The organism is Legionella stuttgartensis, from assembly GCF_977063405.2.
Window position 1 is genome coordinate 445,508 of the sequence record NZ_CDRUHA020000060.1, and the last position, 16,189, is coordinate 461,696.

A 16,189-nucleotide genomic window follows, 5' to 3' on the forward strand; every position below is an offset into this window, starting at 1 on the left:
AAACATCTTTGAACGTGAGGAGCTGATTCTATATTTTGCATGCGCAGGTTTATAGAGCAATGTGTGTAAAAAAATCGTAATAAAATCGTTAAGTATTAGCCCGCGTAAGACAAGTTTCTATAGCTTGAAAAACCTCACTACAAATCTGATGAATATTCATTTGTTCAGTATTAATACATAATTCACAGTGATCCTGAAAATCGAATCGTTTTAACCAATGAAGAGCAGAGCCTTTTAATCGGTCGCCTCGCGCCTCCTCTCTTTGCGCGATTACTGTTTCGGAGGCATAAAGATAAACAAATAAAATTCCATAGGGTTCTAATGTTTTTTTGTAGCTATTAAACTCATCCATGGTAGTAATAAATGAGTCAACAATAATATTAAATCCTTGTTCAGCCAGGAGTTTCAAGACATTAGGTATCGTTAAATAGAGTTTTGAACAGAGCCCTCCCGGCATAATTTCATAAGTTCCATCAGTATGTTTTCGTGCATAACAAATATCATTAGGGACACATACCTCAGGATTATCAGGATGCAATCCCTCAAATTTATCTCCGAGCATACCCAAATACCCATCAGTACTAAAACTGAGCCAGCCTTCATCAAGTCGGCTTTGCAACTCTAGACAAAGAGTCGATTTCCCTGAGGATGAAGTACCACAAACAATAATAATCATTCTTTACCTTGAAATAATAAAAACACTGCGTTTTAATTGTGATCAAACAATACCAAATTCAGTTGTTATTTAATAAATAGGGTGATTTTAATGCTAAAAATGTATATGCGACAGGGGATTAATTTTAAAAGAACTCAAGAAACGTTAAATGCAGGAACAGAAGTAATAGAGAAGGCGGGTAAAGATTCTACCCTTGATATAGTGCAACAAACAAAAAAAAATGTTGAGAATATTATTTCTGAGCACAAAGAAATTCATGCTGCATCGTCATTATGGGCAGACAATCAAATGAACGTAATGCAAGAGTTAAGGGAAAGCAGGGGGGACGACGCTCAATTAGAGGAGGAAACTGCATTTACCTTAAGTTTCTGATAACAAGAAAGTTTTGTCATTAAAAATAAGGAGGAAAAGGTGTCAAATCATAATTCAATTCGCCCGCAAGATATATTACCCGATGGAGTGGATAACACATCCATCAACGGCACAATTGTAAGAAAAGGTACTATTGCTGCTTTTTTAGCAAATGCAGAGATTCTTGAACAACACAATAGTACAGAAATACAAAAAGAAGACGCAATTAAGACTATGAAAGAGTTGGCACCCGCTGTAATTGCGACAGGCTTGCATCAACATGCAGTATTTAAAAATAAAGAAATTGAGCAAATTCTGATAGATGCTGAGTAATACATAATCGATAAAAAGTAAGGTATGAGCGATCCTATATTCTAGTAATATCGCCTATACTATGTATTGAATTTGCTCATTTACCATTATTCTTATGAATTCACCAAACTATCAGAGCCTTGCTTGGGCCCATCCGCTCGTTCAGGATTGGTTTATTCAGAACGTAGGAAAACCTACTGAGCCACAGAAGCAAGGATGGCCATTTATTTTGGCGGGGAACGATACGCTGATTTCCTCACCAACAGGCTCGGGAAAAACTCTGGCTGCATTTTTAGCATGCTTGGATGGTTTGGTGCGTCAAGCTGTATCCGGAAATTTACAGGATATGACTGAGGTCTTGTATGTTTCACCCCTCAAGGCACTCAGTAACGATGTACAAAAAAACTTACTCGTACCGCTCGAAGAAATTACTGAATTAGCCAGGGAACGAGGAATGCATATGCAGGAAATTCGGGTTGCAGTGAGAACTGGGGATACCCCCAGCAGTGAGCGCCAAAAAATGCTTAAGCAACCACCGCATATTCTTATAACTACTCCTGAATCTTTTTATATTTTATTAACTGCTGAAAAAAGTCGTATCAATTTGGCAAGTATTCATACGGTAATTGTTGATGAAATTCATGCTTTGGCCAACAACAAACGAGGTACGCACCTCGCTTTATCTCTTGAACGTTTGGAGGCGCTCGCTTTAAAACCATTTATTCGTATTGGATTATCGGCGACCCAAAAACCCTTGGAAAAAGTGGCCCATTTTTTAACGGGTGCTAAGAAAACTAGAGCGAAGCTTGTAAACATAGGCCATGCGCGCCAATTGGATTTACACGTTGTGGTGCCAGACAGTGAGTTAGCCGCTGTTGCTTCCAATGAGATGTGGGATGAAATTTATGAAAAAATTGCTGCTTACGCCCGAGAGCATCGTTCTACGTTGGTATTTGTCAATACTCGAAAATTGGCAGAACGGGTTGCTCATCATTTAGAGCAACGTTTAGGGGAGCATAAAGTTTTAGCGCATCATGGTAGTTTATCGCGAAAATTAAGACTCGAGGCAGAAACAAAATTAAAAAATGGAACGCTCCAAGTATTAGTTGCTACAGCCTCTTTGGAGTTGGGTATCGATATTGGAAGTATTGATCTGGTATGCCAAATAGGTTCACCACGTGCTATTGCCACCGCATTACAGCGCATTGGGAGGGCGGGGCACTGGCATGCCGCGATTTCTAAGGGACGTATTTTTGCAACCACGCGCGATGAATTATTAGAATGTGCAGCATTAGTCTATGCAATACGGCAAGGAGATTTGGATCAACTCATTATTCCCCAAGAGCCGCTTGATATCTTGGCACAACAAATTGTGGCCGCATGTGCTACTCAGGATTGGGAAGAAAAATCGCTCTTTAATTATTTTAAAAATGCTTATCCATATCATCATTTAACTTGGGAAAAGTTTGATGAAATTCTTATGATGTTATCAGAAGGAATCGCTGGCTCGCGAGGACGCTATGGTGCATATATTCATAGAGATCAGGTGAATCATGTGATTAAAGCCCGGCGAGGCAGCCGCCTTGCAGCGATTACAAGTGGCGGAGCTATTCCAGATAATGGGTTATTTACTGTTATTGCGATGCCTGATAATGCCATGGTAGGGACGTTGGATGAAGATTTTGCCGTAGAAAGCAATCGTGGTGACATTTTTTTATTAGGGACTAACTCGTGGAAAGTACTCCGCATTGAAAATGGACGCGTACTTGTGGAAGATGCACATGGTGCTCCACCAAGTGTACCTTTTTGGCTAGGAGAAGCACCGGCACGCAGCATCGAGTTATCACTACAGGTTTCGCAGATGCGCGAAAAAATAAGTGAATTGTTACCAGAAAAATGCCCTCAACTTGTTGATATAAAACATTATCCTGAAATTAAAACCGCGATCCAATGGTTAATAAGTCATTGTGGACTGGATAGTTCGGCTGCAGAGCAATTACTGGAATATGTTCGATTAGGTCGACAAATTTTGGGGGCTGTCCCGACCCAAAAAACAGTGATTGCAGAGCGATTTTTTGATGAAAGTGGCGGTATGCAACTGATTATTCATGCACCTTTTGGTGCGCGTATCAATAAAGCTTGGGGATTGGCTCTACGTAAGAAATTTTGTCGATCATTTAATTTTGAATTACAGGCTGCTGCAACTGATAATGGGTTAAATATTTCTTTGGCAGAACAACATAGTTTTCCTTTAGCTGATGTGTTCCATTTTTTGCATACCAACACGTTAAAAGAAGTAGTCACTCAAGCAGTATTGCAATCTCCTTTATTAGGTGTGCGATTTCGTGCAGTGGCCTCACGTTCATTATCTCTATTACGTTTTCGGGGCGGTAAAAAAACTCCTCCAAATATTCAACGGATGTTGGCAGAAGATTTATTGGCTGCTGTTTTTCCAGATGCGGCGGCATGTCAGGATAATTTGGGTGGACGTGATGTCATCTTGCCCCAGCATCCACTGATTGAAGAGACCATGAAAGATATTCTAAAGGAAGCTTTAGATATTGATGGATTTGCTGAGGTTATCCAGGCAATTGAGTCCAAGCGTATTACGTATCTTGCAGTGGATACTCCAGTTCCCTCGGTATTTTCCCATGAAATTTTAAATGCTAATCCCTACGCTTTTTTAGATGATGCACCTTTAGAAGAGCGACGCTCACGAGCAGTCGAAATGCGTCGAGTACTTCCCGAAGCACTTTTGGAGGAGGTGGGTAAACTGGATCCTAAAGCAATTTCTGAAGTACAAGAACAAGCTTGGCCCGATATTCGTTCTGCAGATGAATTACATGATGTCTTACAGACGGTAATTGTTTTTCCTGAAACAATACAATTGTCTGAGTATCAATCTACTTTGCCTACATGGGAACATTATTTTATTGAGTTACAGCAAGAGGGAAGGGCTGTTTTAGCTTCAGTTGCAGGAAAAAACTATTATGTGCCGGCTGAAAAGAAGAAAACTTTTCATTGCATTTTCCCACAAGCAACTTTTGCTAACGAAATTGCTGATATTGAGAATAAACCCAGCTCACAAGATGAGAGTATTCTGAATGCGTTACGTGGTTGGCTTTTACATACAGGTCCAATTACCCAAAATATACTCAGTGAGTGTTTGCAGCTTTCCTCTTTGGATGTGGAGCATGCTTTACTCAAACTGGAAGCCAGTGGGTATATATTACGCGGGAATTTTCGTGCAGAGCATGTCGGAGAAATCGAGTGGTGTGAGCGTCGTTTACTCGCACGTATCCATCGTTATACTACAGAATCCTTGCGTAAACAGATAAAACCCGTTACTCGGGCGCAATTTATGGCTTGGTTACTTAAATGGCAACATGTGGCAAAAGGAAATCAAATGCGCGGTGAGGCTGGGTTGTTGGAGGTTATTAAACAACTACAGGGTTTTGAACTCGCTGCAAATGCCTGGGAATCCGAGATTTTTCCTGCACGCGTGCATGATTATGATCTGTTAATGCTTGATAAGTTGTGTATGAGTGGTCTTGTGGGATGGGGACGGATGTCTCCTCATCCTTCTATAGTGGTTAGTGAAGAGGAAAGAACAAAATCAAGGCGTATAGCACCAACTCGAAATGCACCGATTACATTTTTTGTCCGAGAAGAAGCCGATTGGATTCCTCCTCATGAACTTGTGGATAATATCGAAGAGGTGGATAGCTTGAGTCATCCTGCACGTAATATTTATCAATTCTTACAAAAATACGGTGCCTCCTTTTATGCAGATATTGTCCGTGGCACGGGAAATTTAAAAGTTGAAGTAGAAAACGGTTTATGGGAGTTGGTTGCAGCAGGTATGGTCACCGCAGATAGCTTTGATAATGTGCGTACTTTGATTAGTACAAAACGTAAAAGCAGCAGTAGACATCGTCGCAGACCATTATTCCCACTTAGTACAGGACGTTGGTCTTTGTTGCATGTTCACGCACAAGCTGATTATGAAAAACGTGTTGAAGCTGCATGTTGGATGCTGTTGAAGCGCTATGGCGTAGTATTTCGTGATTTGCTCGTGCGTGAGAAAAATATTCCTCGCTGGCGTGATCTATTGATTTTTTTGCGACGTCTCGAATTACGTGGTGAGGTGCGCGGGGGGCGTTTTGTTGACGGATTCTTAGGCGAACAATTTGCATTACCTTATGCTGTGGACTCCTTACGGGCTATGCGAAATGAGGAGCTTGATGAGGTACCACAAATTATTTCCTCTGTAGATCCCCTTAATTTGGTAGGAATTGTGTTGCCAGGAGAGCGGGTCTCTGCAGCGATAAAGTCAGCGATACAGTTGGTTTCTGGTCAAGTTTCTTCGCAAGTGTAGATATACCCCCTCTCCCTTTTAGGGAGAGGGGCAGGGGTGAGGGTTTAACAGCAAGCCCTTCACGACTCAATGTCACTGCTACGTACGAATTTGACGCCTTGCCCTAGAAGTTCCAGTTTGATTTTTTTAAAAGCCTCTTCGTTCAAAGGTAGGGTACCATCTTCAATCAAATAGCATTTGAATCCTTCTTCCAATGCATCTTTTATAGTGAAATACACACAAATATCGGCGCATAATCCACAGAAATAAAGTTCTTTAGCTCCTTGGGCATTAAGATAACCCGCCAAGCCGATGTTTTTTTTATGGCCGCTATCATAAAAGGCACTATAAGTGTCGATTTCAGGATCCATGGCCTTACGAAAAATAGCTGCTACTGGCCTTGTTTCAAGCTGGGGATAAAATTCTGCGCCCAAGGTTCCCTGGACACAATGATCAGGCCATAATACGTGCTCTACTCCATGCCGCATAATTTTTTCAAACGGTTTTTTTCCAGGATAATTGGAGGCAAAACTCTTATGTTCTGAAGGATGCCAATCCTGAGTAGCAACAATCAATTCAAACTTGGGAAGTATTTGATTAATGATTGGAACAATAGAATCGGCGTGGGGTACTGCCAGGGAGCCACCCGGCATAAAATCATTTTGTACATCAATAACAATTAAGGTTTTCATTTGCTCGGTTTATTTTTTATATTGTTAATTAACACATCGCGTTTTATCTTAAGCTGTTTGCTTAATCCAACCTGATAGGTATTTGGTTTATCAAGTCGCTTGTATTCTTCGGGTAGTTGACTCAAGCGCATCCTGCTAAATTCTGCAATTTGTTGCGGTGTTTTCGAGGGTATTAACTGTTTGCCGTTTTCCATGACTTTTTGCAGCAAAGGCTCTTGCTGCTCAGAAACAACAGACATTAATTTTTCAGATGCAAAGGGCGCATAAACTCCATCAAAATCGGTCTCATCCATAAAACCAATAACATCAACACCTAGAAATGTGTTTTGATTTAATAGCCTGAAAACCTGTTTTTTATAAGGTAACGTAATTTTACTCATTGATTCAGAAAGTTTAAGTCTCGGTTTTTCATCAGCAAAAGCCAGTTTATATACTCCATCCAAGGCGGCATCGGGGGCGCCAATAACTAAATTTGTGCCTACACCAAAAATGTCGATAGGGGCTTTTTGTGTCCGGAGCGTTTTTATCCTGGTCTCATCGAGTTGATTGGAGACTACAATTTTAACATAATGCAATCCTGCCTCATCGAGCAGTTGACGGGATCGTTTTGCTAACTCAACCAAATCACCGCTGTCTAAACGAATGGCTTGCAATCGTTGACCACGTTGCTCCATCTCTTTGCCTATGCGAATAGCATTAGGTACGCCACTGTCCAGCGTGCTGTACGTATCCACGAGAAGGGTGCAATTCTCAGGCCATATCTCAGCAAAATCACGAAATGCAGCTAATTCATCGTCATAACTTTGGATAAATGAATGGGCCATAGTTCCAGAAACTGGGATCCCATAATCACGTCCTGCACATACATTGCTGGTCGCATTAAATCCTCCGATAATTGCAGCACGACTCGCGTAATACCCCCCAGGTCCTTGGGCTCTACGTAAACCAAAATCAACTAATGTACAATCACCTGCAGCGTTTCGTATGCGACTTGCTTTTGTTGCAATAAGTGTTTGAAAATTCAATACATTCAGTAGTATTGTTTCAATCAATTGTGCTTCAATCATGTTGGCTTCGATGGTCAAAATTGGACAATTAGGGAAAACCAAATCTCCCTCAGACGAAGCATAAACAGTTCCATTAAAGCGAAAGCTTTTTAAATATTTGAGAAAATCTGAATGCATTCCTTTACTTTGTAAAAAATCGAGATCATGTTCATTAAAACGATAGGTTTTTAATATCTCTAATAAATCGTCTAGCCCTGCAAAGACTGCATATCCGGAATCAAAAGGAAGTTTTCTGAAAAAGTAATCAAATATGGCAGTATGATTTTTGTGTCCCTTTAGAAAATAAACTTGTGCCATAGTCAGTTGATATAGATCAGTATAACTTCCGGTAAAATCAAACATTTTGAATAAGTATCCTTCTTGCCACAATAAAGTCTATGTAATAGTAGAGGCTGATTATATTGCCATAATAATGCACTTCCAGGAATTGTTGATGGAGAATAATTACCAGTTGTTGCGGTAGATTTGTGAAAAATTGACTTCATTAGGAGTTAAAGTGGCTTGTTTTATGTAATAAAAAACAGCATATTGCTATAGATTTAAAATAAATCTTTTGTTATATATTTAGATAAAATGTCAATAATTTGAAACAGTTGTCAGTGTAAGTTTGCTTGTGTTATTTCATAAAATTTTCCCCGTATAGCCTTCACTCAATCAGACATGGAGTAAAAAATGAAAGTCAGTGAGTTAAAAATACGAATTGGTGAACTTAAAAGTAATATTGAATTATTAGGAGCTCCTAAAGACATCGTTGAATTACTCTCAAGAAAGACTGAGATGATTGCCTTACTCGAGGACGAAAAAGATGTCGATTCGAATGAGATGTTTCCTGTTAAAGAACTCATCAAGCAATTCTGGTTATGGGTTATTAATAATGTTCCTTATGACCAATGGCAAACTGGTACGCTCGTTACGCATTGGCTTTTATTCCAAAAGTCATTGGTTAAAGCAAATTTGTTAGAAGCTGACATCCATCATCCTATTTTATATGAAGAGTTATGCAATCATTTTAATCATCTAGCAGGGAATCGCTTGATGATAACCGAACTCATGCAGGTAATTATTTCCGCTAGTCGACTGTTAGGTTATAAAGAGGTCAATGAGCAGGATTATCCTCTCCTAAGATTGGAGGTAGGGACAATTTCAGAAAAGCCTCAGGTGATTGCAAAAATAAAAGATGAAATGTTTTTGTTAAGAACACTTCTTTATTTAATTTATAGATACTGCACCGTTGAACAATGTTCTTTAATACCAACCCTGATTTATTTTCGTTCCCATACAACAGATGAAGAACGACGTTCCGAGCTGGCAATTTTTAATTGGTTAACCCAAAATACAATTGAATGCATCAAGTTTTTCAATGAACATGATGAATTCATAGATACCCGCTCAATTAAGCTCATTGATGCTTTGCAAAAGGTCGCTCATTTAATTCCACCCTCACGTGTTGATTTTTTATGTGCTACGAACCAAAGTCGTTGGCTTTATCCCTTTGTTCAGCAAAGAAGACTTGAGCAGAGCGAGGCAGAAGAGAACTTAATAGAAAAAACATTTGATTTGTTAGAGCTAGATTTTGCAACTCGAAAAGATAAATCTCTTGCTGCAAGCTTAAGCTTTGCGTCCGTAGTTAATCGGCAAGCACGAATTCTAACAAGCCAAGAAGCAAAAATAGTTCGTTCAGCAACTCGTTTGTTTTGTTTGGAAGAATATAAGAAAAATCGAGAAGAGGATTCGCGCGACAAATATTCTGTATGGTCACTTTCCGGAGACACGAAATGCCAAGCTGCTGAAAAAAGAAAGTTAGCAATTCTTGGCAAACCCGTCAGGCTGGGATTTTTTGAAAATTTAGCCATCAATCAAGGGCGTTTGAAAAAAGTAGATAATTTTCTTGATGAGGAGCAAACCTTAGATTTGGAAGATTACACTTCTTATCTATCTAATTAACTTTTATATCGAATTAAAACGATTGTTTTATATAAAAATTATTCCATTTGAAATTTGCTTTTCCATTTTGCGTAACATATATTTATTATTAGCTTAGGTATCTTAAAATAATTTTTAAGTTATTAAGAAAAGGAGTTCTTATGCGTGTCATCAATAAACTTTCCCTAGCAACCATGTTAGGTATTTTAGCAGTGTCACCCAGTATCTACTCTGCAGATACATCTGATATTTCTGGCTCATATAAATGTTCGTATCACGATCCTTTTACAACGCCCAATGACGGGACTGAAACCGTAGTGTTCAAAAAAAATGGTGATGTTTATAAAATTTCAGGTATTCCTACTGGAAGCGTATTTCCATATTACATTGGTAAAGGCATCTTTAATAAAAATGTCAATAATGCGATTGGCTACATATTTTGGCAACCCAAGTCCCCATCTGTAACAACAATCCAAATTTTTACTGTGAAGCCTGATGGTTCTTTGGATGGTGTTTTTGCAGAAAGTAACAAGGATAAAGGTGGTACTGAAACATGTACTAAGTCAACCCAATAGTAGATTTATTCGCATAAAGGTGAGAAAAGGAATTTATTATGAAAACTGTAATGAAAAGTATTTACTTAGTTACTGCATTATCCCTACCCACTCTAACAGCTTATGCAGATACAGATAATGCGAGCACAACTACTCCGAGTACTCCTAGTAGTAGTTCGAGTACGCCAAGCAACTCAAGCACTCCTACAAGTACCCCTGCGTCAAGTGATGCTTCGACAGGTAAGGCTGGGGCTTCTACTTTTTTAGGGGATTATCAATGTCAACGTGTTGATGGGGCAAATAATACTGCTGCTTATCCTCTTACAGTATCCAAAACAGGAGATACTTATACTTTAGAATGGGATAATAGTAACGGGGATCCAGTTCTTTACGGTACCGGTGTTATGCATCCAAATCAAACTAATGTGGTTGCTTCTTCATTTTGGGATCCAAGGAAACCAGACGTAATTGGTATTCAAATGATAGAAATCAAACCAGATGGTTCATTACAATCCAATTGGGTTTTGCAATCAGACAATCAACTTGGAACAGAGACTTGTACTAAAAGTAAATAATCAAGTTAATTCAAAAAAGCATAAAGGGTTACCTTGAGGGTAACCCTTTTCATTACTAAGTTTCTGACTAAATCATATTGTTGATCATAACGTTCAATAATCACACAACACGAAGAGCAAATAGGCTCATAACCTATTTTTTATTTTATAAAAAATTATTGCAAGCGGTTCTTTGAAAAAGTAACGCGAATATTTGTTCTTTATCCAGCATGTACTCGTTACTGCAGGAGAACTGAATACTTCAAGTCCCAGTTTTTGAGCTACGAGAATGGCTCTGGGGGCATGAAAAGGTTCAGTTACTAAGATAATGGATTTTAATTGTTTTGCTTGTAATAACTTTTTAGAAAAAAGAAGATTTTCAAATGTGGAGGTTGAGGCAGATTCAAGCAGAATGTCTTTGGCAGGTACACCCAAGGATACAGCAATTTTCTTCATGGTTTGTGCTTCATTGACGCCATCTTCCATATCTGTACCGCCTGAAAAAAGAAGTTTTGGGGCATAGTTCTCTTTATATAAATCAACAGCATGTTTTACGCGGGCCACGAGGCAAAGGTTGTAGGCATTATCGCGATAGGCTTTGGCTCCAAGAACTAAAATAACATCGGCCTGTCTTTTTTCGTCTTTTTCCGCATTTTTCATAACATACACTGCCACAAAAGAATAAATAGCAATGGCTGTGAGCACGAGAAAAATACCGATTTCCATGAACAGCTTCATGTTGCTCTCAAAATAATTGACGTAATCATTAGGAAAAGTTTAGCAGATCTTTGTGGAGGCTGAACAAAAAGAGTGGGCTATAAGTGAAAATTTTATCTCTTAATTCTTAAGAATGGGCCAATTTGGCCATTCCTAAGAAAACGTTTTTTTATAATCAATAGTGTTGATGGTATCTAGGGTAGGGTGCACCATTTTCCACTACAATATAATCTCTTGGTGGTGTCCAGCGATGAGCATTTCTCCATCTTGAATGATGATGGTGATGGCGGAAATTTTTAAATCGTGGATAATAATCATGAGTATGATAAAAAGCAAAGGATGCAGTGGAAAATAAAGTAGCCGCGCCTAACATCCCACACAGCAATAATTTTTTGAGCATCATTCGTATATTCCCCTCTTTAATTGTTATCTGCTGCCTAGTCTAAATAATGAATGTAACAGGGATATAACAAGATGATCTGAATTTGTAACAAAGTTGTTACAAAGTGATTAACAATCTATAAAATGAATCGGATTTGTGCATTTTATCGCCAGTTCATTTTCGCTTGTTGTTCTAATTCTTTCTGTGCAGCTATTTCAGTTTCCTTCTGAGTAACTACTTCAGTTAAATCAACTACTCCATCAGGAACCTTAGGCGTGCTGCAATGTGCTATAAGTTTTGATAATAAAATAGAGGCACAGGGACTGAAACATCCTGTAACTATTACCGTGGCAGGTATTGTAGCAAGGAACGTCATAGTCGTTGAATAAGGTGTTCCGGTTGCGCGAAGAATATAATAAATACCAAGATGAACTCCAGAACCCAGTGCCATCGAAGCAAGGGTTGAGCATTTTCTATAACAACAATTGTCGTTAAGTTTTGAAGATCGTTCATTAATCGTTTCTTTTCGTTCTTTTACATTTGCTAAATAAATTCGCTCCTCTTGGCTCACGAGCTTTTGTACTGAAGGATTAATATATTGATTTTCCAGTTCAGGAGGCAATTTTTTATTCTTGTAAAAAGTAAAAAAAAGATGAGGATTTGTTTTTTCGAGCTTCTGTGCTGCTAGAGTTATTAGCTTGGGTATTTGCGTTGGCATAATTAGGTCCCTTTGTAAAAATCTAATGAGGTATTAATGAGTAATTATTTATTATTTTGTATCTATTATTAGGATCTGTTTCGATCTACTCACTTGGTCAAACTATCCGGATGTTTGTTTTTTACCCGTGCACGTTGTGCTTCAATACTCAAAAAAACAGGTAATTTTAGCCCAAGCGCGTGAAATGTAAACAGCCCCTAAAAAATATGTGCTTTTGACAAAATGATTTATGCTATACGATTAATGGTTCTTATGGATTCGTTGTATCGCATTACCCACTATATTTTATAAGACATTGCAAGTTCACTCGGCTTCAGTCATATACATTCTCTTGCGCTTCTCTAAAACATAGTGGGTAATGCTATATTGCATCGAGATGATTTTGATTGAGGATAAAAATGTGGGATTTTTTTCACGGTATGAGCTTTTTGGTTCGAGGGGTTCGTAATCTTTCTACTCGAGGCTTGAGACGTTTTGTTCTATTACCTTTAGCAATTAATTTTATAATGTTCGCCGGTTTATTTTATCTGATATATCATTATGTGTTGCCTTATGCTTATCATTATCTTGATAAGTTGCCTTCTTGGCTCAGTTTTCTTAGCAGCATATTTTTTATCATTTTTATCCTGAGTTTTTTCTTAATGTTTTTGTCTCTTTTTACCGTGTTTTTTAATCTAATCGCAGCTCCGTTTAACGGATTATTAGCTGAGAAAACACAAAAAGTGCTTTTTGGAAGTGCAATTCCTTCCTTATCATTTTATCAAGTCGTACTTCGCAGTATAAAGCGTCAAGGTCAGTTTCTTGGCTATTTTCTGCCCCGGTTTTTCATTATAGGTATTTTATTTTTTGTACCCTTTATCCAGCCTATTTATCCTTTCTTATGGTTTATCTTTAATGCCTGGATACTCAGTATCCAATACCAGGATTTTGCGATGGATAATAACCTTATTAGTTTCAAAGAAGCTCGCAGAACACTTTCTCGTAATAAAATGTGTTCACTTGGATTGGGTTTTTCTATAAATCTGACCAGTTTTATACCCATTTTAAATTTCTTGACCATGCCTGCCGCGGTAATAGCAAGTACTATTCTCTACTGTGAACACAATAAGAATTTGCTTCAGCCTATAAAGCATGAGTTAGAGGTATAGCTTGGGTGTAGCGAGTGGAAACCGGGTTTAGTTAGTTGGATTCCCGGGGTTCGCTGCGCTACACCCGGGTTACGGTATCAATAAGCCTGGACTACAATTTTTCCTACTGCTTTTCCTGATTCGAGCAATGCATGGGCTTTATCAATATTCTCGAAATAAAAAAGATGGGGATCGATAAGCGGCTTTAAAGAACCCTCATCCGCTAATGTCGCGATCTCTTTTAGAATTTTGCCATGACGTTCACGTTCAATGTTACGTAATAATGGCAATAACATAAATACTGCATGTAAACTGGCCGATTTACTATGTAAGGGTGAAAGATCATGATTCGAAGCAGCTTGAATGCTGATCACATTTCCATATAAGGCAACCGCAGCTAATGATTTATCGAGATTCTCTCCACCGATTGTATCAAATACGATGTCAAACCCTTTGCCATGAGTTAGTCGATTAACATAATCTTGCACAGATTCAAGCCGATAATTAATTGTCTCTTTGGCTCCGAGCGATTTTGCTATATCTGCTTTATCTGGAGAAGATACCGTTGCATATACTTCAGCGCCAGCCCATTTGGCAAGCTGAATCGCAATATGTCCAACTCCTCCAGTACCGGCATGAATTAATACCTTTTGTCCGGATTTAATTTTAACTTTTTCAAATAATGCTTCCCAGGCGGTGATTACTACCAGAGGTAATGCAGCGGCTTCAACCATACTCAATGTTTTAGGTTTTTTTGCGATTAATCGGGCATCAGCAAGCATAAATTCAGCTAAAGCACCCGCTTCATTGAGGAATCCCCCTGCACATCCATAAACTTCATCACCTACAGCAAACTCAGTAACGTACTCACCAACTTGTTCAACAATACCTGCTACATCACTATGTAAAACGGCAGGAAATGGAGGGGAAATTTGGCTGTATTTCCCAGAGCGAACTTTGCAATCGACAGGATTTACGCTAGTTGCCACAACTCGAATGAGCACATAGCCGGGTTTAATTTGGGGAGTGGGGAGTTCAATCGTTTCAAAGATTGAAGAGTCACCAAAAGATGATATTGCTTGTGCTTTCATAGCGTCCTCCTAACTTGATGCACCAGACGTTTATTAAAAAATTGAAGAGAGCAGAAAAATCTATCTTCCTTAATGCAAAATAACATTCTAAAAAAAACGCAGAACATTTTCCAGCGACCCTTAGCTTTCTATGGGTTTTTTGGGGTATTAACTTTGCAATTGAGCACTTAGAATAGCAGTTGTAAAAGCAAATTGGCATAGTTGATTTTTACTTCACTATAGTGTTCATTAAACATCAAGTCTATGATTAATAAAAAGTTAAAAAAGGATGAGCAATTATGTGGCAGACAAGATTGGCTAAAAAAATAGATTTAAAATTTCCAATTATCCAGGCCCCTATGGCAGGTGGTGCCACTACCCCAGAATTAGTCGCAGCAGTATGCAATGCGGGTGGTTTAGGTTCATTAGGTGCGGGATATATGCCTCCAACGGAAATAAAAAGTGCGATCAAAACAATTCGAAAATTAACGAATAAACCCTTTGCAGTGAACCTTTTTATTCCCGAGAACCATTATGCCTCTGCAGAGCAAATTCGAAAATCGTGTATTGATATCAAACAATCTTGCCATGAGTTAAATATAGAGATTGAGGCCGTTTCAGAACCTTATGCACAATCTTTTGAGGAACAAATAAACGTTTTAATTGAAGAAAAAATCCCTGTTTTTAGTTACGCGTTTGGTTTGTTGGATTCGAAATGGATAGCCGAGTTTAAAAGAAATCACACTATTTTAGTGGGTACAGCAACCACTTTAGCTGAGGGACATGTACTTGCAGAATGTGGAATCGATGCGATTGTTGCTCAAGGAAGTGAAGCGGGCGGGCATAGAGGAACTTTTATAGGTCCAGCGGAGGATGGATTGATCGGTCTATTTAGCTTGATACCTCAACTAGTAGATCAAATCGACCTTCCTATTATTGCTGCTGGTGGAATTATGGATGGCAGAGGAATTACGGCAGCACTGAGTTTAGGTGCTGAAGGCATACAAATGGGAACTGCATTTTTAAGTTGTTTGGAAGCAGGGATTCCTGAGGTGTATAAACACGCTTTACTATCACAAAAGCAGGATAATACCGTACTTACACGAGCGTTCTCTGGTAAATTAGCACGAGGAATACGCAATCAATTTATCGAGCGCATGAATGCAAAAAAAACAAATATTCTTGATTACCCTATTCAAAATACCTTAACGACTGGGATGCGAAAAAAAGCAAAAGAGCAAAACAATCTCGATTTTATGTCCATGTGGGCAGGTCAATCGGCTCAGTTATGCAGAAACACGAGTGCAAAAGAGTTAATGAGTGCATTAGTGCAGGAAACCGAGGCATTAAACTGAAAGAACCTATTTTTTATTATTCTTTTTTATCTTTTGGGCGAGGAACTTGTAAAATGTGGCAGAGCAGCTTCCAATAAGGGGGGAGGGGCCTGCTTGGTCATTTCCTTGCTCATAAAGTCCTTTGCGGCCCTGATGTATTTTGAAGCATATTTCTTCGTCTTCTTGCGCTGCTTCTAAATAAGCTGCCTGCGCTGCTGCGCATAAGTCTGGATTAGATAACCAAATATCTTTTGGATGAAAAAACTCTACAATATTGATGCATGGATAAGATCTCCTTATCGCATTATATTAAATATCCTCAAAGTATCATCAACGCATATAATAATACTATGAG

15 protein-coding genes are annotated in these 16,189 nt (G+C 38.7%); 8 read left to right on the plus strand and 7 right to left on the minus strand.

All coding sequences use genetic code 11. The features are described 5' to 3' along the window. Positions 1–88: 88 nt before the first annotated feature. A complete protein-coding gene (locus ACWTEW_RS21295; protein WP_454780513.1) occupies positions 89–676 on the minus strand; it encodes a phosphotransferase-like protein in 588 nt (195 codons plus the stop codon). Positions 677–766: 90 nt separating this feature from the next. On the opposite strand from ACWTEW_RS21295, the gene ACWTEW_RS21300 reads away from it, so the two are divergent. The 3 genes from ACWTEW_RS21300 (at position 767) to ACWTEW_RS21310 (ending at position 5,717) form a co-directional block, all read left to right on the plus strand. Continuing rightward, complete coding sequence (locus tag ACWTEW_RS21300; RefSeq protein ID WP_454780514.1) at positions 767–1,048, plus strand: hypothetical protein; 282 nt, start codon at positions 767–769, stop codon at positions 1,046–1,048. 39 nt (positions 1,049–1,087) lie between these two features. After that, positions 1,088–1,360: a hypothetical protein gene (locus ACWTEW_RS21305; RefSeq protein WP_454780515.1), complete on the plus strand. Its 273-nt coding sequence runs from the start codon at positions 1,088–1,090 to the stop codon at positions 1,358–1,360. Between the two features lie 94 nt (positions 1,361–1,454). Beyond that, a complete protein-coding gene (locus ACWTEW_RS21310) occupies positions 1,455–5,717 on the plus strand; it encodes a DEAD/DEAH box helicase (protein ID WP_454780516.1) in 4,263 nt (1,420 codons plus the stop codon). A 59-nt stretch (positions 5,718–5,776) separates the two neighbouring features. On the opposite strand, the gene pncA is transcribed toward ACWTEW_RS21310, so the two are convergent. Together pncA and ACWTEW_RS21320 are read right to left on the minus strand one after the other, a co-directional pair. Next, complete coding sequence (gene pncA, locus ACWTEW_RS21315; RefSeq protein ID WP_454780517.1) at positions 5,777–6,388, minus strand: bifunctional nicotinamidase/pyrazinamidase; 612 nt, start codon at positions 6,386–6,388, stop codon at positions 5,777–5,779. Next, complete coding sequence (locus tag ACWTEW_RS21320) at positions 6,385–7,797, minus strand: nicotinate phosphoribosyltransferase (protein ID WP_454780518.1); 1,413 nt, start codon at positions 7,795–7,797, stop codon at positions 6,385–6,387. Before ACWTEW_RS21320 ends, pncA begins: the two co-directional genes overlap by 4 nt. A gap of 330 nt (positions 7,798–8,127) precedes the next feature. Here ACWTEW_RS21320 and ACWTEW_RS21325 point away from each other — a divergent pair, with 330 nt between their 5' ends. The 3 genes from ACWTEW_RS21325 (at position 8,128) to ACWTEW_RS21335 (ending at position 10,507) form a co-directional block, all read left to right on the plus strand. Continuing rightward, positions 8,128–9,399 (plus strand): hypothetical protein, encoded by a 1,272-nt coding sequence (locus tag ACWTEW_RS21325; protein ID WP_454780519.1) that lies wholly within the window; start codon positions 8,128–8,130, stop codon positions 9,397–9,399. A gap of 140 nt (positions 9,400–9,539) precedes the next feature. Further along, positions 9,540–9,953 carry a hypothetical protein gene (locus tag ACWTEW_RS21330; RefSeq protein ID WP_454780520.1) on the plus strand — a complete coding sequence of 138 codons (414 nt, stop codon included), beginning with the start codon at positions 9,540–9,542 and terminating at the stop codon, positions 9,951–9,953. A gap of 38 nt (positions 9,954–9,991) precedes the next feature. Next, positions 9,992–10,507, plus strand: coding sequence for a hypothetical protein (locus ACWTEW_RS21335; RefSeq protein WP_454780521.1), 516 nt, complete (start codon positions 9,992–9,994; stop codon positions 10,505–10,507). 126 nt (positions 10,508–10,633) lie between these two features. Here ACWTEW_RS21335 and ACWTEW_RS21340 read toward each other — a convergent pair whose 3' ends face one another. The 3 genes from ACWTEW_RS21340 to ACWTEW_RS21350 form a co-directional block, all read right to left on the minus strand. After that, the gene (locus ACWTEW_RS21340; RefSeq protein ID WP_454780522.1) at positions 10,634–11,224 is read right to left on the minus strand and encodes a YdcF family protein; all 591 of its coding nucleotides are present in this window, start codon (positions 11,222–11,224) and stop codon (positions 10,634–10,636) included. Positions 11,225–11,378: 154 nt separating this feature from the next. Continuing rightward, on the minus strand, positions 11,379–11,606 hold the full coding sequence (locus tag ACWTEW_RS21345; RefSeq protein ID WP_454780523.1) for a hypothetical protein: 228 nt from the start codon (positions 11,604–11,606) through the stop codon (positions 11,379–11,381). A gap of 142 nt (positions 11,607–11,748) precedes the next feature. After that, positions 11,749–12,303 (minus strand): hypothetical protein, encoded by a 555-nt coding sequence (locus tag ACWTEW_RS21350; RefSeq protein ID WP_454780524.1) that lies wholly within the window; start codon positions 12,301–12,303, stop codon positions 11,749–11,751. Between the two features lie 398 nt (positions 12,304–12,701). Here ACWTEW_RS21350 and cysZ point away from each other — a divergent pair, with 398 nt between their 5' ends. Continuing rightward, positions 12,702–13,451 carry a sulfate transporter CysZ gene (gene cysZ / locus ACWTEW_RS21355; protein WP_454780525.1) on the plus strand — a complete coding sequence of 250 codons (750 nt, stop codon included), beginning with the start codon at positions 12,702–12,704 and terminating at the stop codon, positions 13,449–13,451. Positions 13,452–13,528: 77 nt separating this feature from the next. On the opposite strand, the gene ACWTEW_RS21360 is transcribed toward cysZ, so the two are convergent. Beyond that, positions 13,529–14,521: a zinc-dependent alcohol dehydrogenase family protein gene (locus tag ACWTEW_RS21360; protein ID WP_454780526.1), complete on the minus strand. Its 993-nt coding sequence runs from the start codon at positions 14,519–14,521 to the stop codon at positions 13,529–13,531. 278 nt (positions 14,522–14,799) lie between these two features. Between ACWTEW_RS21360 and ACWTEW_RS21365 the strand changes: the two genes are divergently transcribed. Next, positions 14,800–15,855, plus strand: coding sequence for an NAD(P)H-dependent flavin oxidoreductase (locus ACWTEW_RS21365; RefSeq protein WP_454780527.1), 1,056 nt, complete (start codon positions 14,800–14,802; stop codon positions 15,853–15,855). Positions 15,856–16,189: the final 334 nt, after the last annotated feature.